The organism is Methylobacterium ajmalii (assembly GCF_036448855.1).
Classification (GTDB): domain Bacteria; phylum Pseudomonadota; class Alphaproteobacteria; order Rhizobiales; family Beijerinckiaceae; genus Methylobacterium; species Methylobacterium ajmalii.
This window is the reverse complement of the sequence record NZ_JAZFXT010000009.1, coordinates 78,873-104,726: the sequence shown is the minus strand read 5'-3', so window position 1 is coordinate 104,726 and position 25,854 is coordinate 78,873. Positions and strand designations below refer to the sequence as shown.

At 71.1% G+C, this 25,854-nt stretch carries 27 protein-coding genes; 18 read left to right on the top strand and 9 right to left on the bottom strand.

Going from position 1 to position 25,854, the window contains the following annotated elements:
• Positions 1-38: 38 nt before the first annotated feature.
• The 7 genes from V3T34_RS03970 (at position 39) to V3T34_RS03940 (ending at position 6,747) form a co-directional block, all read left to right on the top strand.
• The gene (locus tag V3T34_RS03970) at positions 39-812 is read left to right on the top strand and encodes an enoyl-CoA hydratase (RefSeq protein ID WP_060846431.1); all 774 of its coding nucleotides are present in this window, start codon (positions 39-41) and stop codon (positions 810-812) included.
• Positions 812-1,768 carry a threo-3-hydroxy-L-aspartate ammonia-lyase gene (locus V3T34_RS03965; RefSeq protein ID WP_305079258.1) on the top strand — a complete coding sequence of 319 codons (957 nt, stop codon included), beginning with the start codon at positions 812-814 and terminating at the stop codon, positions 1,766-1,768. The genes V3T34_RS03970 and V3T34_RS03965 overlap by 1 nt, the downstream gene beginning before the upstream one ends.
• 10 nt (positions 1,769-1,778) lie before the next feature.
• On the top strand, positions 1,779-2,300 hold the full coding sequence (locus V3T34_RS03960; RefSeq protein WP_060846433.1) for a prolyl-tRNA synthetase associated domain-containing protein: 522 nt from the start codon (positions 1,779-1,781) through the stop codon (positions 2,298-2,300).
• 279 nt (positions 2,301-2,579) lie between these two features.
• On the top strand, positions 2,580-3,233 hold the full coding sequence (locus tag V3T34_RS03955; RefSeq protein ID WP_305079257.1) for an ABC transporter ATP-binding protein: 654 nt from the start codon (positions 2,580-2,582) through the stop codon (positions 3,231-3,233).
• A 76-nt stretch (positions 3,234-3,309) separates the two neighbouring features.
• Complete coding sequence (locus V3T34_RS03950) at positions 3,310-4,551, top strand: capsule biosynthesis protein (RefSeq protein WP_305079256.1); 1,242 nt, start codon at positions 3,310-3,312, stop codon at positions 4,549-4,551.
• 64 nt (positions 4,552-4,615) lie between these two features.
• The gene (locus V3T34_RS03945; RefSeq protein WP_331369102.1) at positions 4,616-5,842 is read left to right on the top strand and encodes an MFS transporter; all 1,227 of its coding nucleotides are present in this window, start codon (positions 4,616-4,618) and stop codon (positions 5,840-5,842) included.
• Positions 5,843-5,988: 146 nt separating this feature from the next.
• Entirely contained in the window at positions 5,989-6,747 is a 759-nt protein-coding gene (locus V3T34_RS03940; protein ID WP_091889506.1) for a hypothetical protein, read from the top strand.
• A gap of 104 nt (positions 6,748-6,851) precedes the next feature.
• On the opposite strand, the gene V3T34_RS03935 is transcribed toward V3T34_RS03940, so the two are convergent.
• On the bottom strand, positions 6,852-8,273 hold the full coding sequence (locus V3T34_RS03935) for a TAXI family TRAP transporter solute-binding subunit (protein ID WP_091889504.1): 1,422 nt from the start codon (positions 8,271-8,273) through the stop codon (positions 6,852-6,854).
• Positions 8,274-8,321: 48 nt separating this feature from the next.
• Here V3T34_RS03935 and V3T34_RS03930 point away from each other — a divergent pair, with 48 nt between their 5' ends.
• Together V3T34_RS03930 and V3T34_RS03925 are read left to right on the top strand one after the other, a co-directional pair.
• Positions 8,322-8,891, top strand: a complete 570-nt coding sequence (locus V3T34_RS03930; protein WP_407942668.1) for a regulatory protein RecX — start codon at positions 8,322-8,324, stop codon at positions 8,889-8,891.
• Between the two features lie 93 nt (positions 8,892-8,984).
• Positions 8,985-9,410 carry an OsmC family protein gene (locus tag V3T34_RS03925; protein ID WP_091889502.1) on the top strand — a complete coding sequence of 142 codons (426 nt, stop codon included), beginning with the start codon at positions 8,985-8,987 and terminating at the stop codon, positions 9,408-9,410.
• Positions 9,411-9,505: 95 nt separating this feature from the next.
• Here V3T34_RS03925 and V3T34_RS03920 read toward each other — a convergent pair whose 3' ends face one another.
• The gene (locus V3T34_RS03920; protein WP_082742750.1) at positions 9,506-10,510 is read right to left on the bottom strand and encodes a 2-hydroxyacid dehydrogenase; all 1,005 of its coding nucleotides are present in this window, start codon (positions 10,508-10,510) and stop codon (positions 9,506-9,508) included.
• Between the two features lie 318 nt (positions 10,511-10,828).
• On the opposite strand from V3T34_RS03920, the gene V3T34_RS03915 reads away from it, so the two are divergent.
• On the top strand, positions 10,829-11,392 hold the full coding sequence (locus V3T34_RS03915; protein ID WP_305079273.1) for an SH3 domain-containing protein: 564 nt from the start codon (positions 10,829-10,831) through the stop codon (positions 11,390-11,392).
• Between the two features lie 83 nt (positions 11,393-11,475).
• Here the strand turns inward: V3T34_RS03915 and irrA are convergent, their stop codons facing one another.
• Positions 11,476-11,976 carry an iron response transcriptional regulator IrrA gene (gene irrA, locus V3T34_RS03910; RefSeq protein WP_048430708.1) on the bottom strand — a complete coding sequence of 167 codons (501 nt, stop codon included), beginning with the start codon at positions 11,974-11,976 and terminating at the stop codon, positions 11,476-11,478.
• Positions 11,977-12,212: 236 nt separating this feature from the next.
• Here irrA and fabA point away from each other — a divergent pair, with 236 nt between their 5' ends.
• The 3 genes from fabA (at position 12,213) to fabI (ending at position 15,222) form a co-directional block, all read left to right on the top strand.
• Positions 12,213-12,764, top strand: coding sequence for a 3-hydroxyacyl-[acyl-carrier-protein] dehydratase FabA (fabA, locus tag V3T34_RS03905; protein ID WP_060846441.1), 552 nt, complete (start codon positions 12,213-12,215; stop codon positions 12,762-12,764).
• Between the two features lie 237 nt (positions 12,765-13,001).
• Positions 13,002-14,228, top strand: coding sequence for a beta-ketoacyl-ACP synthase I (gene fabB, locus V3T34_RS03900; protein ID WP_060846442.1), 1,227 nt, complete (start codon positions 13,002-13,004; stop codon positions 14,226-14,228).
• 166 nt (positions 14,229-14,394) lie between these two features.
• Positions 14,395-15,222 carry an enoyl-ACP reductase FabI gene (gene fabI, locus V3T34_RS03895; protein WP_060846443.1) on the top strand — a complete coding sequence of 276 codons (828 nt, stop codon included), beginning with the start codon at positions 14,395-14,397 and terminating at the stop codon, positions 15,220-15,222.
• An 891-nt stretch (positions 15,223-16,113) separates the two neighbouring features.
• Here fabI and V3T34_RS03890 read toward each other — a convergent pair.
• Positions 16,114-16,785, bottom strand: a complete 672-nt coding sequence (locus V3T34_RS03890) for a L,D-transpeptidase (RefSeq protein ID WP_305079252.1) — start codon at positions 16,783-16,785, stop codon at positions 16,114-16,116.
• A 182-nt stretch (positions 16,786-16,967) separates the two neighbouring features.
• Between V3T34_RS03890 and V3T34_RS03885 the strand changes: the two genes are divergently transcribed.
• A complete protein-coding gene (locus V3T34_RS03885; protein WP_305079251.1) occupies positions 16,968-17,471 on the top strand; it encodes a DUF427 domain-containing protein in 504 nt (167 codons plus the stop codon).
• Between the two features lie 33 nt (positions 17,472-17,504).
• On the opposite strand, the gene V3T34_RS03880 is transcribed toward V3T34_RS03885, so the two are convergent.
• From V3T34_RS03880 to V3T34_RS03860, 5 genes are all read right to left on the bottom strand, one after another.
• Positions 17,505-18,566 carry an HD-GYP domain-containing protein gene (locus tag V3T34_RS03880; protein ID WP_305079250.1) on the bottom strand — a complete coding sequence of 354 codons (1,062 nt, stop codon included), beginning with the start codon at positions 18,564-18,566 and terminating at the stop codon, positions 17,505-17,507.
• 376 nt (positions 18,567-18,942) lie between these two features.
• Positions 18,943-19,389: an RrF2 family transcriptional regulator gene (locus V3T34_RS03875; protein ID WP_082742439.1), complete on the bottom strand. Its 447-nt coding sequence runs from the start codon at positions 19,387-19,389 to the stop codon at positions 18,943-18,945.
• 8 nt (positions 19,390-19,397) lie between these two features.
• Complete coding sequence (gene dut / locus V3T34_RS03870; protein WP_305078041.1) at positions 19,398-19,895, bottom strand: dUTP diphosphatase; 498 nt, start codon at positions 19,893-19,895, stop codon at positions 19,398-19,400.
• Positions 19,892-20,761 carry an aldolase/citrate lyase family protein gene (locus V3T34_RS03865; protein ID WP_305078040.1) on the bottom strand — a complete coding sequence of 290 codons (870 nt, stop codon included), beginning with the start codon at positions 20,759-20,761 and terminating at the stop codon, positions 19,892-19,894. Before V3T34_RS03865 ends, dut begins: the two co-directional genes overlap by 4 nt.
• Before the next feature lie 56 nt (positions 20,762-20,817).
• Complete coding sequence (locus tag V3T34_RS03860; protein ID WP_305078039.1) at positions 20,818-21,432, bottom strand: GntR family transcriptional regulator; 615 nt, start codon at positions 21,430-21,432, stop codon at positions 20,818-20,820.
• A gap of 187 nt (positions 21,433-21,619) precedes the next feature.
• Here V3T34_RS03860 and V3T34_RS03855 point away from each other — a divergent pair, with 187 nt between their 5' ends.
• Genes V3T34_RS03855 through V3T34_RS03840 form a run of 4 tightly spaced genes read left to right on the top strand, consistent with a single transcriptional unit; the run spans position 21,620 to position 25,798 of the window.
• The gene (locus tag V3T34_RS03855; RefSeq protein WP_305078038.1) at positions 21,620-22,951 is read left to right on the top strand and encodes an MFS transporter; all 1,332 of its coding nucleotides are present in this window, start codon (positions 21,620-21,622) and stop codon (positions 22,949-22,951) included.
• 41 nt (positions 22,952-22,992) lie between these two features.
• A complete protein-coding gene (locus V3T34_RS03850; RefSeq protein WP_060846450.1) occupies positions 22,993-23,673 on the top strand; it encodes a DUF2848 domain-containing protein in 681 nt (226 codons plus the stop codon).
• An 8-nt stretch (positions 23,674-23,681) separates the two neighbouring features.
• The gene (locus tag V3T34_RS03845) at positions 23,682-24,554 is read left to right on the top strand and encodes a hypothetical protein (protein WP_305078037.1); all 873 of its coding nucleotides are present in this window, start codon (positions 23,682-23,684) and stop codon (positions 24,552-24,554) included.
• Entirely contained in the window at positions 24,512-25,798 is a 1,287-nt protein-coding gene (locus tag V3T34_RS03840) for an amidase (RefSeq protein ID WP_305078036.1), read from the top strand. Before V3T34_RS03845 ends, V3T34_RS03840 begins: the two co-directional genes overlap by 43 nt.
• Positions 25,799-25,854 lie beyond the last annotated feature (56 nt).

The window sequence follows — 25,854 nt, the reverse complement described above, 5'->3', positions numbered from 1 at the left end:
CCCCTAGCCAAGCGGGAGAGGGAAGCGGGAGAAACGCCGTGGACTACGAGAACATCCGGGTCGAGACGCGCGGGCGCGTGGCGCTCGTCACCCTGCACCGTCCGGCGGCGCTGAACGCGCTGTGCAACGCGCTGATCGCCGAGCTGAACCACGCGCTGGACGGCTACGAGGCCGACGCGGGCATCGGCTGCATCGTCATCACCGGCTCCGAGAAGGCCTTCGCCGCCGGCGCCGACATCCGCGAGATGCAGGACCGCACCCACCCCGAATTCTACATGGCCGACCCGTTCGGCGAGTGGGACAAGGTCGGCCGGCGCCGCAAGCCGATCATCGCCGCGGTGGCGGGCTACGCGCTCGGCGGCGGCTGCGAGCTGGCGCTGATGTGCGACTTCATCCTGGCCGCCGACACCGCGAAGTTCGGCCAGCCCGAGATCAAGCTCGGGGTCATCCCGGGTGCGGGCGGCACCCAGCGCCTGACCCGCGCGGTCGGCAAGGCGAAGGCGATGGAGCTCTGCCTCACCGGCCGGATGATGGACGCGGCGGAGGCCGAGCGCTCCGGCCTCGTCGCCCGGGTCGTCCCGGCGGCCGACCTCCTCGCCGAGGCGATGAAGGCGGCCGAGACCATCGCGTCGATGTCGCTGCCCGCCGTGATGGTGGCCAAGGAGAGCGTCGACCGCGCCTTCGAGACCACGCTGACCGAGGGCATCCGCTACGAGCGCCGGGTGTTCTACGGGCTCTTCGCCACCCACGACCAGAAGGAAGGCATGTCGGCCTTCGTCGAGAAGCGCAAACCCAACTTCGAGAACCGCTGATGACCCTCGCCTACGCCGACGTCGAGGCCGCCGCGGAGCGCATCCGCGGCATCGCCCACCGCACGCCCGTGCTGACCTCCCGCACCGCGGATGCGCGGACCGGCGCCACCCTGTTCTTCAAGGCCGAGCCGCTGCAGCGGGCCGGCGCCTTCAAGTTCCGGGGCGCCTGCAACGCCATCGCGGCGCTCTCGCCCGAGCAGCGCGAGCGCGGCGTGCTGGCCTTCTCGTCGGGCAACCACGCCCAGGCGATCGCCTATGCCGGCGCGCTGCAGGGCGTGCCGACCGTCATCGTGATGCCGCACGACGCGCCGGCCATCAAGGTCGCGGCGACCCGCGGCTACGGCGCCGAGATCGTCGTCTACGACCGCTACAAGGAGGACCGCGAGGCGGTGAGCCGACGTCTCGCCGAGGAGCGCGGCCTGTCGATGATCCCGCCCTACGACCATCCGGACGTGATCGCCGGCCAGGGCACCGCTGTGAAGGAGCTGATCGAGGAGGTCGGCCCCCTCGACGTGCTCCTCGTCTGCCTCGGCGGCGGCGGCCTGCTCGCCGGCTCGTGCCTCGCGGCCCGGGCCCTGTCGCCGGAGGTCGAGATCTGGGGCGTCGAGCCGGAGGCCGGCAACGACGGCCAGCAATCGCTCGCCCAGGGCGAGGTGGTGCGCATCCCGGTTCCGGTCTCGATCGCCGACGGGGCGCTGACCACGCATCTGGGCCAGCACACCTTCCCGATCATCCGGCGCGAGGCTGCCGGCATCGTGACGGCGACCGACGCCCAGCTCGTCTCCGCCATGCGGTTCTTCGTCGAACGGATGAAGCTCGTCGTCGAGCCGACCGGCTGCCTCGCGGCGGCCGCGGCCTTCGAGGGTGCGGTGGCGGTTCAGGGCAAGCGCGTCGGCGTGATCCTGTCGGGCGGCAACGTCGACCCGGCGGCGCTCGGCCGCCACCTCGCCGCGTGAGACTCGCGCGATGAACCCCGCGACGCCCGAGGCGCTGTTTGCCCTCCTCGACGGCCTCGGCATCGCCCACGCCACCGTGGCGCACGAGCCGGTGCACCGGGTGTCGGAATCCCGCGACCTCAAGGCCGGGATGCCGGGTGGGCATTCGAAGAACCTCTTCCTGAAGGACAAGCGCGGCAGGCTCTTCCTCGTCGTGGCGGAGGCCGAGGCGCGGATCGACCTCAAGCGCCTGCACGGGCCGCTCGGCGCCACCGGGCGGCTCTCCTTCGGCTCGCCCGAGCTGCTCTACGAGCGCCTCGGCGTCCGGCCGGGCTCGGTGACGCCGTTCGGGCTCGTCAACGACCGTAACGGCACCGTCGCGGTCATCCTCGATGCCGGGCTGATGGCGCACGACCCGGTCAATTTCCATCCGCTCCACAACGGCGCCACCACGGCCGTGGCACCGGGCGACCTGATCCGCTTCCTGGAGGCGATCGCGCACCCGCCCCGGGTGATGGCCTTGCCGGAGCCGCCCGAGGATGAAGCGGAGTAGCGGCGAAACGGGGCCTGCGCATCCGGCGGGGCCTGGATACGATGTGGTATCCGTCCCGGATCACCGCATTGTCGATGCCCGATCCGCGGCGTCGGTCCGGCGGGGCCGTTCCTTCTCAGATTCGCCGCTTTTTCCGCCTAGGTCCCGACGCTGCCGGCCGATGCGGCCGGCCTCGTTAACCGTGCGGATGCCGGCGCGGCGCATGATCGGACAGGCGTAAGGCCGTCCGGCCCCTGCCCGGACGGCGACCGCCAGCCCTTCGAGCGTGCCTTCCCGCCGATGATCCGCCTCGACAACGTCACCAAGATCTACAAGACGGACGGGTACCGCCGCGTCATCCTCGACCAGGCGTCGCTGACGCTGAAGCCGGGCGTGAGCTACGGCATCCTCGGCATCAACGGCGCCGGCAAGTCGACCACGCTGCGGCTGCTGGCCGGCTGCGAGCTACCGACCCGGGGACGGGTGATCCGCACCACCCGGATCTCCTGGCCCCTCGGCTTCGGCGGCGGCTTCCACCCGTTCATGACCGGGCGCGAGAACGTGATCTTCGTCGCGCGCATCCACGGCGAGGATCCGCGCCGGGTGCTGGCCTTCGTCGAGGATTTCGCCGAGCTCGGCGACTACATGAACGTGCCGATCCGCAACTACTCCTCGGGCATGGGCGCCCGGCTGGCCTTCGGGATGAGCATGGCGATCCCGTTCGACTGCTACATCGTCGACGAGATCACCGGCGTGGGCGACGCGCGCTTCGCCAAGCGCTGCGAGGAAGTGTGGAGCCAGCGGCGGGCCAATGCCGACATCATCATGTGCTCGCACTCGATGGATACGATCCGGGACTACGCCCAGCAGGGGATCGTGCTGGCGAACGGTCGCGCCGTGATCTATCCCGACATCAACGACGCGATCGAGGTCTACCAGCGCCTCAACCAGTGAGCGATCCGCGACCCGCTCTTCCTGCCGGCCGGCGCGCCCCGCGCCCCGGCCACGCCCGCAGCCGGAACACCTGTCCATGACGATCGACGCCCGCAACCCGGAAGGCAAGGCGCTCAGCCCCGCCGACCGCTCCCGGATGATCGGTGAGGCCCTGCGGCAGGCGGCCCGGGTGTCGCGCTTCTCGAACCCGAGCAAGACCACGATCCGTACGATCCGGGCGCACCGGCGCCGGGACATCGTGACCCCGCTCCTGTTCCTTTTCCTGTTCGTGCTCCCGTCGCTCGGCAGCGCGGTGTTCTTCGGCCTCTACCTGTCGGATCGCTACGTCACCGACGCCCGCTTCGCCCTGCGCCCGGCGATCGGCGGGGCCGAGAAGGCCGCGCCCGATGGGGTCGGCACCACCTCGAGCATCCCGTCCCAGATGATCGCCCAGGACTCGATGATCGTCGGCGAATACATCAAGAGCCGGACGATGATCGAGACGCTCGAACGCAGCCTGCCGCTACGAAAGATGTTCTCCCGTGACGATATCGATGCGTATTCCCGCTTCAATCCCGACAAGCCGATCGAGAAGCTCGTCAAGTACTGGGCCGACCGGGTCAAGGTCACCGTCGAGACGTCCGGCCTGATCGAGGTCTCGGTCAATGCCTTCGACCCGGACGACTCCCTGACGTTGAGCAAGGCCGTGCTCGCCGAGAGCGAGCGGCTGGTGAACCAGCTCACCGTGCGGGCCCGCAACGACGCCCTGGCGGAGAGCGAGCGCGAGATGAAGCGCGCCGAGGAGCGGCTGACCAAGCTGCACCTCGCCGTGCGCGACCTGCGCAACCGCGACGGCGTGCTCGACGCCCAGAAATCCAACGACACGAACCTGAAGATGATCGCCGAGATCCGCTCGCAGCGGATCGGCCTCGCGGTCAAGCTCAGCCTGCTCCAGCGCGACCTGCGCGACGACAGCCGCAGCATCCAGGACCTGAAGGCGCAGATCGCCCAGCTCGACGACACGATCTCCCGCATCGAGCGCGAGGCGGCCAACCAGGATCCGGACCAGCGCCGGGTGCTCTCGGCGACGCTGACCAAGTTCGAGGAGCTCGACGCCGAGCGCAAGACCGCCGAGAGGTACTACTCGGCCACCATCGCGGCGCGGGAGCGCTCGCGCATGATCGCCGACCGCCAGATCGAGTTCTTCAGCATGGTCGTCGAGCCGGTGCGGGCCGAATCGGCCCAGCAGCCCCGCCGCACGCTCTTCATCGCGATCTCGGTCGCCGTCTCGGCCCTGGCCTTCGGCCTCTCGATCCTGACCCGCAAGCTCCTGGCCTGATCGCCCGTCGCGACGGGCCCTCCTCCTGAACCCCGCCGCCCGATCCGGCGGGCACGGACCGACCATGCTCTCCCCCGCCCCGTCCGGCTGGACGCTCTTCCGCAACCGCGACTTCCGGCTCTTCGGCGGTGCCCGCTTCCTCACCGGGCTCGCCTACCAGATGCAGGCGGTGGCGGTGGGCTGGTTCGTCTACGACCTCACACGCAGCGCCCTGGCGCTGGGTCTCGTCGGGCTGGCGAGCTTCGCCCCGGCGATGCTCGGGGCGCTGGTCACCGGCCACGTCGCCGACACCTACGATCGGCGCCGGATCGCGGCCCTGTCCTACGGGCTCCTGGCGCTCGCCGGCCTCGGCCTGACGGCGCTCGCGCTCTCCGGTGCGGCGCCGGTCTGGCCGGTCTACGCCCTGATGATCCTGGTCGGCACCGCCCGCGCCTTCGCCAACCCGGCGAGCCAGGCCCTGCTGCCGACCCTGGTGCCGCGCGAGCAGTTCGGCAGCGCCATCGCGCTCAATTCCTCGCTGTGGCAAAGCGCGTCGGTCACCGGACCGGCCTTCGGCGGCCTGCTCTACGCGCTCGGGCCGGCCGTCGTGTTCGGCCTCGCCGCCGCCTGCTTCGCGCTTGCCGCCGTCAGCATCATCGGGATCCGGCCGCGGCCGGCCGCCGTCGCCACCCGGCCGGCGGTCACCTGGAGCACGCTGCTCGCCGGCCTCACCTATATCCGCTCGCAGCCGGTGGTGCTTGGTGCCATCACCCTCGACCTCGTGGCGGTGCTACTCGGCGGCGCCACCGCGCTCCTGCCGATCTTCGCCCAGGAGGTACTGTTCGTCGGCCCCCTCGGCCTTGGTCTCCTGCGCAGCATGCCGGCGCTCGGCTCGGTCCTGATGGCGATCCTCCTCGCCCACCGGCCGCTGACCCGCGGGGTCGGCCCGCGGCTCCTCATCGCCGTCGGGGTGTTCGGTCTCGCGACGATCGGCTTCGGCCTCTCGACCTCTCTGCCGCTGTCGATGGCATGCCTGTTCGTCACGGGGGCCGCCGACATGGTCAGCGTCTACGTGCGCCAGAGCCTGGTCCAGGGCGAGACGCCGGACGCGATGCGCGGCCGGGTCGCGGCGGTCAACACCGTGTTCATCGGCGCCTCGAACGAGCTCGGCGAGTTCGAATCCGGCACGCTCGCCGCCTTTGCCGGCGCGGTGCCGGCGGTGGTGATCGGCGGCATCGCGACGGTCGCGGTGGCGGCCCTGTGGGGCCGACTGTTTCCGGCCCTGAGGCGCCGGGACCATCTCATTACCTAAAGTCCGTGCGCGAGAACGCAATCAACGCCATCCTGGTCTGCTCCACGACGAACGGTTTGCGAACCCTCCGGCAAGTCCGTTGAGCGTACGCAGGCTCGACGGTACGTTCGTCGGATCTGCAGAGTCGCATCACGGATCGGGGCTTTATGAGCTTGGTCGCCGCCAAGATCGTCGTCACTCCAGCGCTGATGTGGGTGGTGTCGGCTGCCGCGCGTCGGTGGGGAAGCCTCGTCGGAGGGTTGCTGTCGGGGCTACCTCTGACTTCGGCGCCGATCTCGATCTATCTTGCCATCGAACAGGGCGAGCAATTTGCCTCCGATGCGGCGGTCGGATCGGTCACCGGTCTCGGGGCCGTGGCACTCGCCTACATGGCTTACGCCCTCTGTGCTCCGCGGGTCAGCTCCTCGAGGGCGGTGGGTGCGGGACTGCTGGCGTTCCTCGGCGGCGGGTTCATCCTGCACAGCGTCATTCACCCGGGGGTGTGGGTGATGGCTGCTCTCGATGTTGTCTTGATGGTGCTGGTCATTGCGCTGTGCCCGCTCTCGGGACAGGCCGTCGGCCGTGCACGACCACCTCGGTGGGACATGCCCGCGCGGTTGGGCGCTGCCACCCTGCTCGTCGTGCTCGTCTCGACGCTTGCCCCGTATCTCGGCCCAGCCCTGAGCGGGGTGCTTGCCCCTATCCCGGTCATTTCCTGGCCACTCATCGTCTTCGCCCGCGTCCAGACCGGCGTCGCCGCTTCTCTCGATGTCGTACGCGGCAGCGTTCAGGGGGCGTTCGGGGTGCTGGCCTTCTATCTCTGCCTGTATATGACGCTCGGACAAATAAGTATCGTATTGGCCTACACCCTGTCGATCACCCTGTCGGTCGCCCTTGTAATGCCTTGGCTCTTCGTTCGGCGGTGACAAAGCCGTCTTGCGAGATCGAACATAATCGACCTCGCCCGCTCGCTCCCTGCTTTCGGACGACCTGACCCATGATCAAGCCGGGCGGCCCGAGATGGAAGGGTTCAGGTCCCGCTCGCCGGATGCCACGACAGCACCCGTCCCGACCGTTCCCGCACAGGCGCCCCGTCCCGCCGGCAATCCGCCACCGCGGCGCGGGCGGCATCCACCGCCAGGATCAGCGCGCTCATCGTGCGCGCATCGGTGTCGTTGGCACGGGCATGGCGCACCACGTCGATGACGAGGCCGTCGATCTCGACCGCCAGGGCCTCCAGGGCGGCCGGGTCCTGCGTCGCCCGCGCCTCGATCAGGATGGCGAGCAGCCGGTCGAGGACGGCGTCGATGCGGGCGCGCTGCTCGCGGGCGAGGCGCTGGCCGAGCCAGGCCACCGCCGAGCCGAGGCCGCCGCCGAAGAACGCCACCAGGTACACCCAGTCCTCGTAGCGCTGGAGAAAGGTTTGCTGCTCGCGCTCGTAATAGTCGACCGCGCCGGGATGGATCGGCAGGCGGGCGCTCGTCGCCTCGGCGGCGCTGTCGAAGTCCGGGGCCTTCATCAGGTTGGCCGTCGGCACCATCGCGGCGAGCCGCGAGCGCAACTCGAACAGGTGCTGGGTCACGCTCGCGGCGGTGTCGCGGGCGAGCGACGACCGGGCCATCAGCCGGTAGGAGGCGCCGACCGTCTTCACCTCGTCGTCCGGGCGCTTGGGCCGGCCCCCGAAGGTGCCGGCCGCGATGGTCACGGCCTGCAATTCGGGCAGGCGCTGGACGATGGCCTCGCCGTCGGGGATCGCCACGATGGTCGCGCCGCGTCCGGGCGAGGCCGCCTCGACCGCCTGTACCACCCGGGCGGCGGATTTCGCCGAGGGCGCGGCGATCACCGCGGCGGCATCGATCCGGTGCTCGGCCAAGGCCGCCGCGACCTCCGAGGCGTGCAGGGGGACGAGGGCGACGCTGCCGGCGGCGGCGGGCAGCGCCCCGCCGGGATCGGCGGGAGCCGGCGCGGCGCCGGCCGGCGTCGGCGCCAGGGCGTAGTAGGCGAGCAGGCTCGCGACCAGGGGCTGGTCGGCGCCGTGATGGGCGACGAGGCCGAGGCGCTTGCCGGCGAGGTCCGAGAAGGCCTGGATGCCCGAATCGGGCGGAGCCGCGATGATCAGGGCCTCGTCGTGCAGCACCGCCAGGGTCAGGCCGTTCTCGGGCAGGCGGACGTCGGGGCGCACCACCGCGAGGTCGGCCCGACCGCTCTGGAGCGCCGCGGCGCTGTCGCGCACGTCGTCGTACGGGACGACCTCGAGGCGTATATCCTCCCGGGCGCGGGCGAGCGCGTCGGCATAGGCCTGGATCAGGTGGGTCTCGACCCGGTCGCGGGGGCCGACGGCGACCCGCAGGGTCGTCGGCCGCGACAGGTACAGGACCGCGCCGGCCACCGCCCCGAGGGCGAGGGCGATCAAGAGGAAGAAGGATTCACGCTTGTGGAGAAACGCCGGCATCACCCCTCGCACGGGCCCGGGGCGGACGCCTCCGCCGGGACGGAGGCGATCCGGGACGGCGCCGATCAACCCGCCCGCGATGGCGCTTTGAGGGCGGCGCGGCCGATCACCCCGGCCTACCTCGAGCGGGCCGCGCTCTACTACCTCGAACGCTACGGCGCCTCGGCTGAGATGCTGCGCCGGGTGCTCCGGCGCCGGGTCGAGACCCGCTGCCGCCTGCGCGGCGAGGCGCCGGACGACTTTTCCGAGATGGTCGAGGCGGTGGTGGCCCGGGCGCTCGGCGCCGGCCTCGTCGACGACGCGGCCTTCGCGGCCGCCAAGGTGCGCAGCTTGCGCCGCCGCGGCGGCTCGGCCCGGGCGATCGGCGCCAAGCTCGCTGCCAAGGGGGTGGACCGGGAGACGGTCGGCGCGGTGCTGGCCGGGCAGGAGGACGGCAGCGAGGACGAGGCCGCCCTCGCCTACGCCCGGCGCCGCCGCCTCGGGCCGTTCCGCCAGCCGGCCGCGCGGGCCGGCGCCCGCGAGCGCGACCTCGCCGCGATGGCGCGGGCGGGCTTCGCTCTCACCTTGGCCCGCCGGGTGATCGACGCCGAGACGGAGGACGACCTGCGCGACGGATGATCGGCGTGACGGGTGACCTGACGGCGCCGTGACCTACCTGTGGACGTGAACGCGCCGGGACGGACCCGCGCGAGCGTCACGGGAGACGAAGCCATGAACCGCAAGGCGAACGCCGTTTGGCAGGGCAACGGCAAGGAGGGCAAGGGCCAGCTCACGACCCAGTCGGGCGTGCTGTCGAGCAACCCCTACGGCTTCAACACCCGCTTCGAGACCGAGCCGGGCACCAACCCGGAGGAACTGATCGCCGCCGCCCATGCCGGCTGCTTCACCATGGCGCTGGCCTTCCAGCTCCAGGGTGCCGGCTTCACCGCGGACGAGCTGCGCACGGAAGCGGTGGTCAGCCTGGAGAAGGATGGCGACGGCTTCACCATCACGGCCTCGGCCCTTACCCTTACGGCGAAGATCCCGGGCATCGACCAGCAGAAGTTCGACGAGCTCGCCGGCATCGCCGAGAAGAACTGCCCGGTCTCGAAGGTGCTGAACGCGAAGATCAGCCTGAAGGCTACGCTACAGGGCTGAGCGGACGAGGCGCTTCTCGCTCACCCCGGGGCCGCGAGGCGGAACCCGGGGTGACGCGTGAGACTGTCGGGGTCGGAGGCCGGAAGGCCCCCGCCTCACAGCATGCTGGGCAGGATGCGGTCCGGCGGCCGGTGGCCGTCGAGGAAGGTCTTGATGTTGATGATGACCTTCTCGCCCATGTCGACGCGGCTCTCGTGGGTGGCCGAGCCCATGTGGGGCAGCAGCACGACCTTGCCGGCCTTGGCGAGCTTGACGAGGCGCGGGCTCACCGCCGGCTCCTGCTCGAACACGTCGAGCCCGGCCCCCGCGATGTCGCCGACCTCGATCAGGCGGGCGAGCGCGGTCTCGTCGATCACCTCGCCGCGGGCGGTGTTGACCACCACCGCCTCGGGCTTGAGCAGCTTCAGGCGCCGGGCCGAGAGCAGGTGGTAGGTGGCCGGGGTGTGCGGGCAGTTGACCGACACGATGTCGACGCGTGCCAGCATCTGGTCGAGGGATTCCCAGTACGTCGCCTCGAGGTCGCTCTCGATCCGGGCGCCGACCCGGCGGCGGTTGTGGTAGTGGATCGACAGGCCGAAGGCCTTGGCGCGGCGCGCCAGCGCCTGTCCGATGCGGCCCATGCCGACGATGCCGAGGCGCTTGCCGGTGATGCGCCGGCCGAGCATCCAGGTCGGCGACCAGCCGCCCGACCAGGCGTCGTCCGGGATGATCCGGGCGCCCTCGGTGACCCTACGGGCGACCGAGAGGATCAGCGCCATGGTCATGTCGGCGGTATCCTCGGTCAGCACGCCCGGCGTGTTGGTGACCGTGATGCCGCGCTGGAGCGCGACGCCGACGTCGATGTGGTCGACGCCGTTGCCGAAATTGGCGATCAGGCGCAGGTTCGGGCCGGCCTGGGCGAGCACCGAGGCGTCGATCTCGTCCGTGACCGTCGGCACCAGGACGTCGGCCTCCTGCAGGGCCTGCGCCAGGGCGGCACCTGTGAGCGGCGTGTCCTCGTGGTTGAGGCGGGCGTCGAACAACTCGCGCATCCGCGTCTCCACGACGTCCGGCAGGCGCCGGGTGACCACCACGAGCGGCTTGCGCTTCAACGACATGATCCCTCCCTCGCCACCGGGCAGGCCCTCGGCCCGTCCGTGCGGTCCCGACACGCGTCACGGGCTTCCGCGGCGCACGATAGGCGACGCGGCGGCCCGGCGAAAAGCCCCGCCTTGGTGCGGGCCACAGGCGTCGTTACGCCCCTTTAACCACGCCCCGGCGATACGGGCGGGTACGCACCCCTCGATCCGGGGCCCGGCGGCCTCTCTAGCAGAGGCCGACCGGAAGACAATCCGCGCCGCGGCCCCGCGCCGCCGGATGGGAGACCGATCGTGACGCTCCACCCGCGCCTTCTCGCCCTGGCGATCCCCGCCCTCCTGATGCTGGCCGCGCCCGCCCTCCTGATGCTGGCGGCCCCGTCCCACGCCGCGCCGCCCACCCCGGCGGTCAACCCCGCCCCCGGCGAGATCGGCGTCACCATCGGTCCGGCGACCAAGCTGCCGATCCCGCGCTACGTCAGCCTCAAGACCGACCGGGTGAACCTGCGCGAGGGCCCGTCGAAGGACCACCGTACGCTCTGGGTGTTCCAGCGTGCCGGCCTGCCGGTCGAGATCATCGCCGAATACGAGACCTGGCGCCGGATCCGCGACTCGGAGGGCACGGAGGGCTGGGTGCTGCACTCGCTGCTGTCGGGCCGGCGCACCGCCGTGGTGCTGAACCGCGGCGACAAGGACAAGGGCGCGCCCGTCCCGCTCTACGACCGGGCCGACACGGGCAGCGGCGTGGTGGCGCAGCTCCAGGCCGGGGTGATCGGCAGCGTGAAGACCTGCGACGGTACGTGGTGCCGGCTCATCGTGGCGCTGCCGCAGAAGCGCGGCGACGTCGACGGCTACATGCGGCAGGACCGGCTCTGGGGCGTCTACCCGAACGAGAAGGTGGACTGACGCGGGCCCGCACTCAGGACGGCAGAAGGGCCGCGCTCCTCCCGGAGGCGCAGCCCTTCATTCGGTCAAAATTCGGCTGTGGATCAGGCCCGGCCGGTGCGGCGGCGCAAGCGCACGATCACCTCGACGCCGGCGATCTCCATGCCCTCGGGGGCCTGGGGCAGCGAATCGACGGTGATGCCGCAATCCGGCATGTCGAGGACCTGGCCCTCTTCCTCGAGGAAGAAGTGGTGGTGCTCGCTCGGGTTGGTGTCGAAGTAGGCCTTGGAGCCGTCGAGCGCGAGCTGGCGCAGCAGGCCGGCCTCGGTGAACTGGTGCAGGGTGTTGTAGACGGTGGCGAGCGAGACCGGGACCTTCGCCCGCATCGCCTCGTCGTACAGCATCTCGGCGGTGAGGTGACGGTCGCCCTTGCCGAACAGCAGCCAGCCGAGGGAGAGGCGCTGGCGGGTCGGGCGCAGGCCGGCGCGACGCAGACGGTCCCGAAGCTCCGACAGCGGGCAACCGCGGCGCTGCCCGGCAGCGCCGGTCTCGAGGGCCGGGACGCGGGCGCCGAGGACGGCGCGCAGGGGCGACAGGTCGTTCATCAGCGGGACTATCGACTCGTTGGACTGCGACAAGGATAACCGCCGTTATAGGCCCGCGCCTGTCCTGCCGCAACCCGACCGGGGCCGTCGCGGCGCAGATCAGAAGCGTTACAGACTAAGCCGGCGGCGCGGCTTTGAACAGTCCCGGGCGCTGTGTTAACGAGGCGCCACCCCGCCGCGGACCGGCCCATCGCCGGAGCGCCCGCGGCGTCCCGCACGAGGAATTCGCCCCGCACATGTCCGCCGACCAGACCTCCGCTCCCGACGCCCCGAGCCGGCCCTCGCACTTCTCCTACGAGGACCTGCTGGCCTGCGGCCGCGGCGAGATGTTCGGCGTCGGCAACGCCCAGCTGCCGCTGCCGCCGATGCTGATGTTCGACCGCATCACCTCGATCGGCCGCGAGGGCGGCGCCTACGGCAAGGGCCACGTCGTCGCCGAGCTCGACGTGCGGCCCGACCTCTGGTTCTTCCCCTGTCACTTCCAGGGCGACCCCGTGATGCCGGGCTGCCTCGGCCTCGATGCGCTGTGGCAGATGGTGGGCTTCCACCTCGGCTGGCTCGGCTCGCCGGGCCGCGGCCGCGCGCTCGGCGTCGGCGAGGTCAAGTTCAGCGACCAGGTGCTTCCGAGCGTCAAGAAGGTCGTCTACGGCGTCGACCTGAAGCGGGTGCGCCAGGGCCGCCTGGTGCTCGGCATCGCCGACGGCTGGCTCGAGGCCGACGGCCGCCGCATCTACGAGGCGAGCGACCTGCGCGTCGGCCTGTTCCAGGCCGCGACGCCCGCCGCCTGAGGCCGATGGCCCGACCCGCGACCGCGGGTCGAACCCGCCCGCCGATGCGGGCGCGGAGCGCTCCGTTAAGAGGCACGGGGTCCGCTCGTGCGGGCGCGAGACGCCCGCCGGGAGCCTTTCCCCGAACGGGCGGTTGAGATTGGGACGCAGGGCGCCTAGGTGACACCCGCGTGGCGAGAGCGCCCGCGGGCGTTCACGGGCTTGTCCGTGACGCCGCTCCGGAGGGTTCCGACGATCATGAGGCGCGTGGCAATCACCGGGATGGGCATCGTCTCGTCCATCGGAAATTCCACCCAGGAGGTGCTGGCGTCGTTGCGCGAGGCGCGCTCGGGCATCTCGCGCGCCGAGGATTTTTCCGCGCACGGCTTCCGCAGCCAGGTCGCGGGCGCACCGACCCTCAACGCCGAGGAGGTGGTGGACCGCCGCGCGATGCGCTTCCACGGCGGCGGCACCGCCTGGAACCACGTCGCGATGGAGCAGGCCATCCGCGACGCCGGCCTCGAGCAGGCCGAGGTCTCGCACGAGCGCACCGGCATCATCATGGGCTCGGGCGGTCCCTCGACCCGCGCGCTCGTCGAGGCCGCCGACATCGCCCGCGCCAAGGGGCCGAAGCGCGTCGGGCCGTTCGCGGTGCCCAAGGCCATGTCCTCGACCGCCTCCGCCACGCTCGCGACCTGGTTCAAGATTCGCGGCGTGAACTACTCGATCTCGTCGGCCTGCGCGACGTCGAACCACTGCATCGGCAACGCCGCCGAGATCATCCAGGCCGGCCGCCAGGACATCATCTTCGCCGGCGGCTGCGAGGAGCTCGACTGGACCCTCTCGGTCCTGTTCGATGCCATGGGGGCGATGTCCTCCAAGTACAACGACACCCCGGCCCGGGCTTCGCGCGCCTATGACAAGAACCGCGACGGCTTCGTCATCGCGGGCGGCGCCGGCGTACTGGTGCTGGAGGAACTGGAGCATGCCCGCGCCCGCGGCGCGCGCATCTACGGCGAGGTCGCGGGCTACGGCGCGACGTCCGACGGCCACGACATGGTGGCCCCCTCCGGCGAGGGCGCGGTGCGCTGCATGCGCCAGGCGATCGAGGGCCTGAAGGGCGCCAGGATCGACTACATCAATCCGCACGCCACCTCGACCCCCGTCGGAGACGACAAGGAGATCGAGGCGATCCGCGAGGTGTTCGGCGCGGGCGACGCCTGCCCGCCGATCGCCGCCACCAAGTCGCTCACCGGCCACTCGCTCGGCGCCACCGGCGTGCAGGAGGCGATCTACTCGCTCCTGATGATGAACAACGGCTTCATCTGCGAGAGCGCCCATATCGACGAGCTCGATCCGGCCTTCGCCGACATGCCGATCCTGCGCGCCCGCAAGGACGACGCGAAGCTCGGCCACGTGCTGAGCAACTCGTTCGGGTTCGGCGGCACCAACGCCACCCTGGTGCTCAAGCACGTCGACGCCTGACGCGGTACCCTGTCCACGACACGTGGACAGAAGCCGGCCGCCCGCGTAAACGCCCGATCCATCGACACGAGAGCATCGCGCGATTGCGCGATGCTCTCGTTTTTTGAGTTGCCGCATTTCCTCTCGACGATCCGTCGTCGAAAAATGCTGGAGCGGAGGATCAGGCGTGACGGGTTTGATGGCAGGCAGACGCGGCCTCGTGATGGGTGTCGCGAACGACCACTCCATCGCCTGGGGCATCGCCCGGGCCCTGAGGGCCCAGGGTGCCGAACTGGCCTTCACCTACCAGGGCGAGGCTTTGGGCCGCCGCGTCGGGCCGCTCGCCCAGACCCTCGGCTCCTCCCTGGTGCTTCCCTGCGACGTCGAGGATCTGGCGAGCGTCGACGCGGTCTTTGCCGCCCTCGACGAGGCCTGGCCCGAGGGCTTCGACTTCGTCGTCCACGCCATCGGCTTCTCCGACAAGGCGCAGCTCAAGGGCCGCTACGTCGACGCCACCACGCGGGAGAACTTTTCCCGCACGATGGTGATCTCCTGCTTCTCGTTCACGGAAGTGGCGCAGCGGGCGGCCAAGCGCATGCGGCCGGGCGGCAGCCTCCTGACGCTGACCTATGGCGGCTCGACCCGCGTCATGCCGAACTACAACGTGATGGGGCTGGCGAAGGCGGCGCTCGAGGCCTCGGTGCGCTACCTCGCGGCCGATCTCGGGCCCCAGGGCATCCGCGTCAACGCCCTCTCGGCCGGCCCTGTGCGGACGCTCGCAGGCGCCGGCATCGCCGACGCCCGGCTGATGTTCAACCACCAGGCCGCCCACGCCCCCCTGCGCCGCACCGCGACGCTGGAGGATATCGGCGGCTCGGGTCTCTACCTGCTCTCCCCGCTCTCGGGCAGCGTCACCGGCGAGACCCACTTCGTCGATTCGGGCTACAACATCATCTCGATGCCGCGCCCGGACGTGCTGAAGGCGCAGGACGCAGCGGGCGTGACCGACGCGTGAGGGGTTTCGGGGCTGAAGTTTGGTGCCTTCAGCCCCGAAAAACCCTTTACCAGAATATAGAAATATGTAATCGCAAATTGGGGCTACGCCCATCCAAAGTGATTTCTTGCTTCTCCGAAAATCCATAGGCGCGAGTTTGCTCGCTGAGAGTTTTCCGTAGAGTTATTAATTGTACAGACGGGGGCGCCGAAGCGGCTGTAGGTGTCGTACTGATCGGGCGAATCTAAAAGAATCAGAGATTGCAAGTTCCAGCCACTCTTTATATAATACTTTATGTACTCACTGCCGGTAGGCAGACCATTCAAGGAATCTGAACGAAAGGCAAGTAATATGTTGTAATATGCGAAAACGCCTTTACTCTGCTGAAGCCGAGCCGATTTTAGAGATTTAGACGCAGAATCCTCGGGACTGCGTCCTGCCTCTTGGACCGAACGTCTGAAGGCATGTATTGGCAACCAACCTCCGCCTCTTAACGGAATGTCGCGTCTCCCGCCCCCTCCCTTACGTTCGAATCCTGCTAGATTGGCAATGGTTGATGACTTTCCACTATTGTGGGGGCCAACTACAGCCCACAAGCGGATCTTAAAAAAAATCCTGATTTACCTCTGACATAGCGACATTTTCCCCCGCTGCCCGGCAAAAAATACAACATGATTCACGAATTGGAAATGCAAAAATCACTAAAAATATTTACTGAATTATATGCTTTTTATTTTTTACCGAAGCGCTTTTGAATTGACTCGATCAACGGGACAGTTCAACATAGAAAAGGCGCCGACGTTGATGCGCCGGCCACCTCCTATTCGAAATTTGAATTGCAGGTCGCGGAGATATTGAATTCCTGGAAAAGATTGAATTATAATATCTATAGATTATTTTGCACGGCGATGATCAGGCCGGCAGCACCACCACCTTGGTCTTCACGGGGGTCCGCTCGTACAGGTGGATCATGTCCTGGCTCAGCAGGCCGACGCAGCCGCTGGTGATGCCGGAGCCGATCGAGTCCGGCTCGCTGCTGGCGTAGATCGTGTAGAGCGTATAGGCGCCGTTCTGGTACAGGTGCAGGGTGCGGGCCCCGAGGGGGTTCTCGAGGCCGCCCGGCATGCCGCGGGCCCACTTCGCCACCTCGGGCTGGCGCTTGATCATCTCGCGCGGCGGGGTCCAGGTCGCCCACTCGCTCTTGCGGCCGACATAGGCGTCGCCGCTCCAGCGGAATCCGTCGCGGCCGACATTGGCGCCGTAGCGGGTGGCGAGACCGCCCTCCTCGATCCGGTAGACGTAATAGTTCCTCGGGTCGACGACGATCGTGCCCGGCGCCTCCTTGGAGGCGTACTGCACCGTGCGGCGGTAGTATTTCGGGTCGACCTTGCTGATGTCGGTCGCCGGGATCGGGAATTTTTCCGTCGGGACCGGCCCGTAGAGGGCCGAGGCCTCGGCGAGGCTCATGCCGTCGGTGGTGGCGCAGCCGGCGAGCCCGAGGGCGCCGAGGCTCGCGGCCGAGCCGGCCAGGAAAGCGCGGCGGTCGAGGAGCCGGGCACGGTGCATCGGCGAGGTCGCGGTCATGAGTCTGGCGTCCCGTCTTCCTGCCATCCGGCCGGGGAAGGGGTCGGCATCCCCCCGCCGCATGGTCGTTCCGGCGCGGACCCTGCCGCCCCACGGCCGCGCTGGCAAGATCGCGCGGGCCACGACGCGACACTTTCCGGTCTCGCCGGCGTTGACCGGGGCGACCCCAGGAGAACGATGCGATGCTGCGCGGCCACCCCGATCCCGACCCTGCGGGTCCCGGCCAGGAGAGCGTGTGGGACTATCCCCGCCCGCCCCGGCTGGAGCCGGTGCCCGAGCGCCTGCGGGTGGTGTTCGACGGCACCACCATCGCCGACACGATGCGGGGCTGGCGCGTGCTGGAGACCTCGCACCCGCCGAGCTACTACCTGCCGCCCGACGACATCCTGCCCGGCGCGCTGGCACCGGCCGGCGGCGGATCGCTGTGCGAGTGGAAGGGCCGGGCGCTCTATTACGACGTGGCGGGGCCGGGACGGCGGGCGGAGCGGGCGGCCTGGGCCTATCCGGGGCCGACCGCCGCCTTCGCGGCGCTCGCCGGGCACGTCGCCTTCTATGCCGGGGCGATGGACGCCTGCTTCGTCGGCGACGAGCGCGTGACGCCGCAGCCCGGCGGCTTCTACGGCGGCTGGATCACCCGTAGGATCGTCGGCCCGTTCAAGGGCGAAGCCGGCACGATGGGGTGGTAGACGGGCGACGGCGGGGGGCGACCGCCCCTCCCCTCACGCCGCCTGGTCGGCCGGGCGCTCCTCGACGAGGGTCACGACATCCTCCCAGCGCGACAGGAAGGCGGCGACGCAGGCCGGATCGAAATGCGCGCCGGACTGCTCCTCGAGGAAGCGGCGGGCCCGTTCCAACGGCCAGCCCGGCTTGTACACCCGGGCGGAGATCAGGGCATCGAACACATCGGCCACGGCGGTGATGCGGCCGGCGAGCGGGATCTCGGTGCCCTTGAGCCCCTGCGGGTAGCCGCCGCCGTCCCAGCGCTCGTGATGGGTGAGCGCGATCTCGGCGGCGAGGCGCAGCAGGGGCGAGGGGCTGTCGTGCAGCATCCGGTAGCCGCGCAGGGCGTGCTGCATCATCTCGGTCCGCTCGGCGTCGGTGAGCGGCCCGGCCTTGCGCAGGATGCTGTCGGCGACGCCGATCTTGCCGATGTCGTGCATGGTCGAGGCGAGCGCGATGTCGTTGCCCTCCTCCTCCGACAGGCCGAGCCCGTCGGTGATCGCCAGCACGCAGCCGGCAACCCGTGTCAGGTGGCCGCCGGCCTGGTCGTCGCGGTACTCCGCCGCCACCATCAGCCGCCGGATGATCTCGCGCTCGCGCTCCTGGCTCTCGGCCAGCGCCCGCTCGACCTCCTGCGCCAGGGCGTGGGTCCGGCCCTCGGCCGCGCCCTGGGCCTGGGCGAGCGCGATCAGGTTGCGGCCGCGCAGGGCGAGGTCGGAGGTGTCGAGGGAGGCGAGCACCACGTCGGTGGCGCCGGCCGCGAGCGCCCGGTCGCGGGTCTCGGCCGGGTCGCCGGCGGCGACGAGCAAGATCGAGGCCTGGGCGAGATGCACGCGTCGGCGCAAGTCGCGCACGAAGCCGAGCCCGGTCCCGAGCGCGTCGAGGCCGGGCCCGGCCTCGATCAGCACGAGGTCGGCCGGCCGGCGGTCGAGGATCGCCAGCGCGGCGGCGGGATCGGTGACGGCCAGGGTCGGGTAGTCGGAGGCGAACAGCCGGGCCAGCCCGCCGGGATCGGGCCGGGCCGTGACGATCACGACGGCGGGATCGGCTGCGTTGGTCATGGTCCCCGGGTTTCCCTTCGCACCGGATGATGGCTCAAGCTACCGCGGCTTGATAAACCGTTCTTTAAGCCTGGGAAGCTTCGCGACGACCGCAGCCTCGTCCCGTGCTTCGCGCAAAAGCTTGATCCCGCTCCGCTTCCAGGCCGCCGCACCGGCACGCCGGAAGACTACCTAGAGCATTTTCCGACGAAGTGGATGCCGGTTCATCGAAAAAATGCGACAAGACAATGACTTAGAGAGCTTCGCGATCGCAGCGCGATCGTGGAGCGCTCTAGACCAATTTTTCGACGAAGCGGGTTCCGGTTCGTCGATGGAAAACGCGGCAAGGTCAAAGCCCCGGAGCGGTGCGCGGTCGCACCGCGAATCGGGCGCCGCTCTAGATGGTGAAGTCCGGCCCCGCCCGGGGCCCCGCGACCCGGACGGCCTCGGCGCGGCCGCACAGGTCCTCCACCGTCACCGCATCGAGCGTGGCAAGGTACGCGCCGGCCGCCTCCGCCACCAGGGGCGCCACCACGAGACCGAAGACCGCCTTGTCCGCCTCCACGTCCGGCCGAGCCTCCGGGCCGAGCACCGCCCGGGCGATGTCGCCGGCGCTGATGCGGCGGCGCTCGCGGGCGAGCTCGTAGCCGCCATGCGGCCCCCGCATGCCCTTGAGCAGGCCGTGATGCACCAGGGCCTGGAGCACCGCCTCGAGGTGGCGCGGAGGCAGGGCGTGGCGCGCCGCCAGCGCCTTGGCGCTCACCGGCTGGGGCCGGGCGTGGAGCGCGATGTCGACCATGGCGGCGAGCGCCAGGGCGAGGCGGGGCGGGGCCAGTGCGTCCACCCGCGCCCTCAGCCGCGGCCGGTGGAGCCGAAGCCGCCGGCACCGCGGGCACCGGCCTCGGCCTCCAGCTCGGGAAACGCCTCGACCACCCGCAGGGACGGCCGCACCACCCGGGTGAAGACCAGCTGGGCGATGCGCTCGCCCGGCCGCACCGGGATCGCCGCGGACCCTGGCGGGTTGCGGTTCCAGGCCGAGATCATCAGCGGGCCCTCGTAATCGGCGTCGATCACCCCGACGGTGTTGCCGAGCACCAAGCCGTCCCGGTGGCCGAGGCCGGAGCGCGGATACACCATCGCGCACCAGCCGGGATCGCGGATCGCCAGGGCGAAGCCGGCCGGGATCAGGATCGCCGGGGCCTGCGGGAGGATCGGGGTCTCCGCATCGAGGCAGGCATGGAGGTCGAGCCCGGCCGCCAGCGCCGAGCCCCAGCGCGGGAAGCCCCAGCCCGCCAGACGCGGATCGAGGAGCCGGATCGCGACGTCGAGGCCGTGCGCGGGCTCGCTCATGCCCGGTGGCCGGCACGGGACGCCACCGCGTCGGCGAGCGCGACGAGGCGGCGGGCCTCGTCGGCCTCCCGCCGCAGCACCGTGCGGCCGAGATGGGCGAGGCCGGCCTGGCCCCTCCCCTCGGGCGCGTCGAAGGCGGCCACCAGGGCGCGGGCGGCGGCGACCGAATCCGGGTCGGGTGCGAAGGCCGCCTCGGCCCGGCGGGCGCCCGCGGCCGAGGTCACCACCGCGCCGTCGAAGCCGAGGCCGCGAGCGCGGCCGATGTCGAGGCGGTCGGCGGGATCGAGCAGCACGTCGAGGTCGTGGGCGCGGGCGGCGGCGAGCGCCGTGGCGAGCCAGGCGAGCAGCGGCCCGGCCTCCGGCGCGCCGGGCGGCAGCCGGCCCTCGCGGGCGAGCGCACCGGCATCGACCACCAGGCAGGCGAGGCGCGCGTCGACGTCGCGCACCGCGCTCGCGACCGCCTCGGCCGACAGGATGCCGAGGGGCGTGTCGAGGCAGGCCCAGATCCGTACCCGCTCCGGCGCGTGCAGGCGGCGCAGGCGACTGCCGAGGCCGGCGAGGTCCTCGGGCTCCTCGACCCGCGGCACCAGGACGGCGTCGGGCCCGGCCTGCGCCACCGCGGCGAGGTCGTCCTCCCCCCAGGGCGTGTCGAGGCCGTTGACCCGGACCACCACCTCGGCGGCGAAGAACCCGCCCTCGGACAGGCAGGAGACGACCAGGGCCCGGCCCGCCTCCCGTTCGGCGGGAGGGAGCGAATCGGCGAGGTCGAGGATCAGGGCATCGACGGGCTCGGACCGCGCGGCGGCCAGGGCGGTCGCGGTGGCCGGCACCAGAAGGGCGCTGCGGCGGGGGCGGATGTCGGTCATCGGTCGCGTGACTCCCCGATTTGGCGGCGCATCTATGCCTCGGGGAACGGCTCCCGTCACCCCAGCCGCGAGGCGAGCGTGCGGGCGAAGGAATCGATGTGCGCGGTCATCGCCGCCGCCGCCCCGTCCGGGTCGCGCCCGCGCAACGCTGCCAGGATCTCGGCGTGCTCCTCGGCCACCTCGGCCTGGTGGTGGCCGGTGGCGAGCGACAGGGCCCAGAACCGGACCGAGCGCCCGTGCAGCCCGGCCAGCACCTCGGCCAGCACCCGGTTGCCGGAGGCTTCGGCGATGACGGCGTGGAACTGCCGGTCCGATTCGAGGATCGCGTCGAGATCGTCCGGGGCCGCGGCCAGGATCGCGTCGAGCCGCTCCAGCGCCTCTTGCCCGATCCGCGCGGCGGCGAGCGCGGCGCAGGGCGGCTCGGTCAGGCGGCGCACCTCGATCAGGTGGGCGAACTCGTCCATCGAGAGCGGCTGCACCAGGATGCCCTTGCGGGGCAGGATGCGCACCAGCCCCTCGTGCATCAGCCGGTGCAGGGCCTGGTTCACGGGCGTGCGGCCGAGGCCCAGTTCGGCGCACAGGCCGGATTCGTTGAGCGCATCGCCGGGCTTCAGCCGCAGCGAGACGATGTCGTCCTTCAGCCGCCGGTAGGCGCGCTCGTTCTGCGACAAGGTTGGGCACGAACCTGCACGCGTTTTGGCCACCGACACCGCTCCGCTCCATCGCCGCCGCTTTACCACGGGGCAGGCCCCGCTTGGGCCGTCTTGTGAAATATCACAGGCATGGTACTTGCAGAACCACACGCCGGGCGGCCGGTTCGCGGACCGCGGGAGAAGAGCGATGCCGAGGGTGGACGACGTGAGAGCGCACGATGCGAGAGCGCAAGACGCGACCAAGGAGGAATTGGACGAGGGCTACCGCCGGGCGACGCTCCGGCTGATCCCGTTCCTGGTGTTCCTGTTCATCCTGGCCTGGATCGACCGGGTGAACGTGGGCTTCGCCAAGCTGCAGATGCTGTCGGATCTCAAGTTCAGCGAGGCGGTCTACGGCTTCGGCGCCGGCATCTTCTTCATCGGCTACTTCCTGTTCGAGGTGCCGAGCAACCTGCTGCTGGAGCGCATCGGCGCCCGCAAGACGCTGGCGCGCATCACCATCCTGTGGGGGCTCGCCTCGATGAGCCTCGCCTTCGTGCAGTCGGAATGGACGTTCTACGCCATCCGCTTCCTGCTCGGCGTGTTCGAGGCCGGGTTCTTCCCCGGCGTGGTGCTCTACCTCACCTACTGGTTCCCGAGCGCGAAGCGCTCGCGCATCAACGGCCTGTTCATGACCTCGTTCGCCATCGCCGGCGTGATCGGCGGCCCGCTGGCGGGCCTGATCATGGGCACGATGGGCGGCGTCTCGGGGCTCGCCAACTGGCAGTGGCTGTTCATCCTCGAGGGCATCCCGTCCCTGATCGCGGGCGCCGCCGTGCTGGCCTTCCTGCCCGACCGGCCGAAGGACGCCCGCTGGCTCACCCCGAAGGTCGCCGCCGCGATGACGGCGGTCGTCGAGGCGGAAGGCCGCGCCGCCGGCAAGGAGGCGAGCTTCAAGGCGGCCTTGCGCGACGGCCGGGTCTGGCTCTGCGCGCTGATCTACTTCTGCATCGTCAGCGGCAACGCCACGATCGCGTTCTGGACGCCCTCGATCATCAAGGAGATCGGCGTGCAGGGCTCGATCGCGATCGGCTTCCTCGCCGCTGTGCCGTTCATCGCCGGCACGATCGCGATGGTGTGGACCGGGGCGCATTCCGACCGCACCGGCGAGCGCCGGCTGCACTGCGCGATCGCCAGCCTGATCGCGGCGGCGGGGCTCGCCGCCACCGGGGCGCTCATCGGCCACGCGGTGCTGGCGCTCGTCGCGCTCACGGTCGCGGCGATCGGCATCCTGGCCGCCTTCCCGGTCTTCTGGTCGCTGCCGCAGACGTTCCTCGCCGGCACCGCGGCGGCCGGCGCCATCGCGGCGATCAACTCGATCGGCAACCTCGCGGGCTTCGTCGCCCCCTACGTGGTCGGCCTGTCGAACACGCTCACCGGCACGTCGAGCAACGGGCTCTACGTCGTGGCCGGCTTCGAGTTGCTGGCCGGCCTCCTGGTGCTGGGCTTCGCCCGCTGGCGCGAGGACCGGGCGGCCGACCTCGCCCCGGCCGAATGATCCGCCGCGCGATCCCTCGAGAGATCCGGAGACATGACACGATGCTGACCTTCCATCGCGAGGCCGCCGGCCGCCGGGACACGATCGCGCTCTCGCCCGAGGCGCTGGTGATCGCCGGCTGGGCCGGCCGGGACGAGGCGGCGATCCGCCACCACATCGACGAGCTCGCGGCGATCGGCGTGCCGCCGCCCTCCTCGGTCCCGGTCTATTACCGGGCCGCCGCGGCGACGCTGACGCAGAGCCCCCGCCTCGAGGTGCTGGGGCCGGATTCCTCGGGCGAGGCCGAGCCGGTGATCGTCTCGCTCGCCGACGGGCTGTGGCTCGGGCTCGGCTCCGACCACACCGACCGCAAGGCCGAGACGGTCGGCATCGCGCTCTCCAAACAGATGTGCGGCAAGCCGGTCGGTACCGGCCTGTGGCGCCTCGACGAGGTCGCGGACCACTGGGACGAGCTGATCCTGCGGGCCTACGCCACCATCGACGGCGCAAGGCTGCTCTACCAGGAGGGGCGCTTGACGGCGCTGCGCACGCCGGGCGACCTGATGGCGCGCCGCCCCGGCGGGCCGGATCTGCCTCCCGGCACGGTGATGTTCGGCGGGACGCTCGGGGCGATCGGCGGCATCCGCCCCGCCGCCCGGTTCGAGATGGAGCTCGAGGACCCGGTGATGAAGCGCACGCTCGCCCACGCCTACGACATCGCCGTGCTGCCGGTCGTGGCCTGACGCCCGCGATGACGACCGCGCTCGCCGGGATCGGGGACGGCGCCTTCTGGGCGGCGCTCCTCGTCAAGATGCTGACGAGCGCGGTCATCGTGGTCCTGGCTTCGCTCGCGGTCGAGCGGGCCGGGGCCCTGGTCGGCGCGATGATCGCGACGCTGCCGCTCTCGGCCGGGCCGGCCTACCTGTTCCTCGCCCTCGACCACGATGCCGCCTTCCTGCGCGACAGCGCGGTGGCGAGCCTGCCGGCCATCGCCGCCACCGCGCTGTTCATTGCCGCCTATGCGGCTCTGGCCCGCCGGCACGGCGTCGCGCCCTCCCTCGCGGCGGCCCTGGGTACCTGGACCGCCGCCGCCCTGGCCCTGCGGGCCCTGGGCGGCGGCCCCCTCGGGGCCGGGGCCGCCACCATCCTGGTGATCGTCGCCTGCATGGCGCTGTGCCGCCGCGTCCGCGCCGGCCCCCCGGTGCCGAAACGGCCCGGGCGGCGGAACGACGTGCTGGTCCGGGCCGGCATCGTCATGACGCTGGCTGCCGCCGTGGTGCTGGCCGGCCGGCTCGCCGGGCCGGGCGCCGCCGGCCTCCTCGCCCTCGCCCCGGTGGTGATGGTCAGCCTGGCGGTGATTCTGCATCCGCGCCTGGGTGGGGCGGCGACCGCACGGATGCTGGTGCTGAGCCTGCCGGGCATGCTCGGCTTCGTGGCGGCGCTCGCCACCCTCGCCCTCACGGTCGAACGGCTTGGGCCCGCCCTCGCCCTGCCGCTCGCCCTCCTGATCACGATCCTGTGGAATGGCGGGATCCTGCTCGCCGCCCGCACTCGCCCTGCTCCCATCCGAGAGACCGACCGATGCGCACGATCCGCGACGACCTCGAACGCCGCCTCGCCCTGATCGAGGAGCCGGCGAGCCGCCACGTCTTCACCAAGCTCTACCCGGAGGCCGCCCGCGCGGCGGCCGACGCCGCCGACGCGCGCCGCGCGGCCGGCCTGTCGCTCGGCGCCCTCGACGGCGCCATCGTGTCGATCAAGGACCTGTTCGACGTGCAGGGCGAGGCGACCACCGCCGGCTCGTCGCTCCGTCGCCGGGCCGAGGCCGCGCTCGAGGACGCGCCGACCGTCGCCCGCCTGCGCCGCGCCGGCGCGGTGATCGTCGGAAAGACCAACATGTCCGAGTTCGCCTTCTCGGGCCTCGGCCTCAACCCGCACTGGGGCAACCCCGGCAATGCCGCCGATCCGAGCCTGGTGCCGGGCGGCTCCTCGTCGGGGGCGGGCGTCTCGGCGGCGCTCGGCACCTCCGACATCGCGATCGGCACCGATACCGGCGGATCGATCCGCATCCCGGCCGCGCTCAACGGCGTCGTCGGCTTTAAGCCCACCGCCCGGCGGGTGCCGCTCGCCGGCGCGTTTCCGCTCTCGCCCTCGCTCGATTCGATCGGCCCGCTCGCCCGCTCGGTCGAGGCCTGCGCCGCCACCGACGCGGTGCTGGCCGGCGAGGAGTATCGCCCGCTCACGGCGCTCCCGTTGCGCGACCTGCGGATCGGCGTGCCCCGCGGCCTCCTGTTCACCGAGACCGAGCCGGCTGTGGCGCAGGCCTTCGAGGCCGCGCTGTCGCGCCTGAGCGCGGCCGGCGCCCGGGTGCACGACACCGCCCTCGACGACCTTCTCGCCCGCATGGCCGAGGCGACGGCGGCGGGCCCGATCGCCGCGGTCGAGGCCGCCGAGATCCACGCCGACTGGCTCGACGCCGAGGCCGCCGCCTTCGACCCGCGGGTGCATGCCCGCATCACCCGCGGCCGCACCGTGACGGCGGCGGCCTATATCCGGATGATGCGGGTCCGCGCCGGGCTGATCGAGGCCGGCGACGAGCGCCTCGCGCCACTCGACGTGCTGGCCCTGCCGGCGACCGCCATCACCGCGCCGCCGATCGCCGCGGTGGCCGAGGACGACGCCGAATTCTCGCGCCTCAACCTGCTGATGCTGCGCAACACCATGGTGGGGAACCTGTTCGACCTCACCGGCATCTCGCTGCCGCTTCCGGGCCAGACGAAGCCCGTCGGCCTGATGCTGCTCGCCCGCCACGGCCACGACCGGCGGCTTCTCGAGATCGCCGCGGGGGTCGAGGCGGCCTTGCAGTGACGCGGCCGGGGTGGGGCCGGTCGCTCCGGCCTGCCATCCTCCTCGGGCCCTCCCTC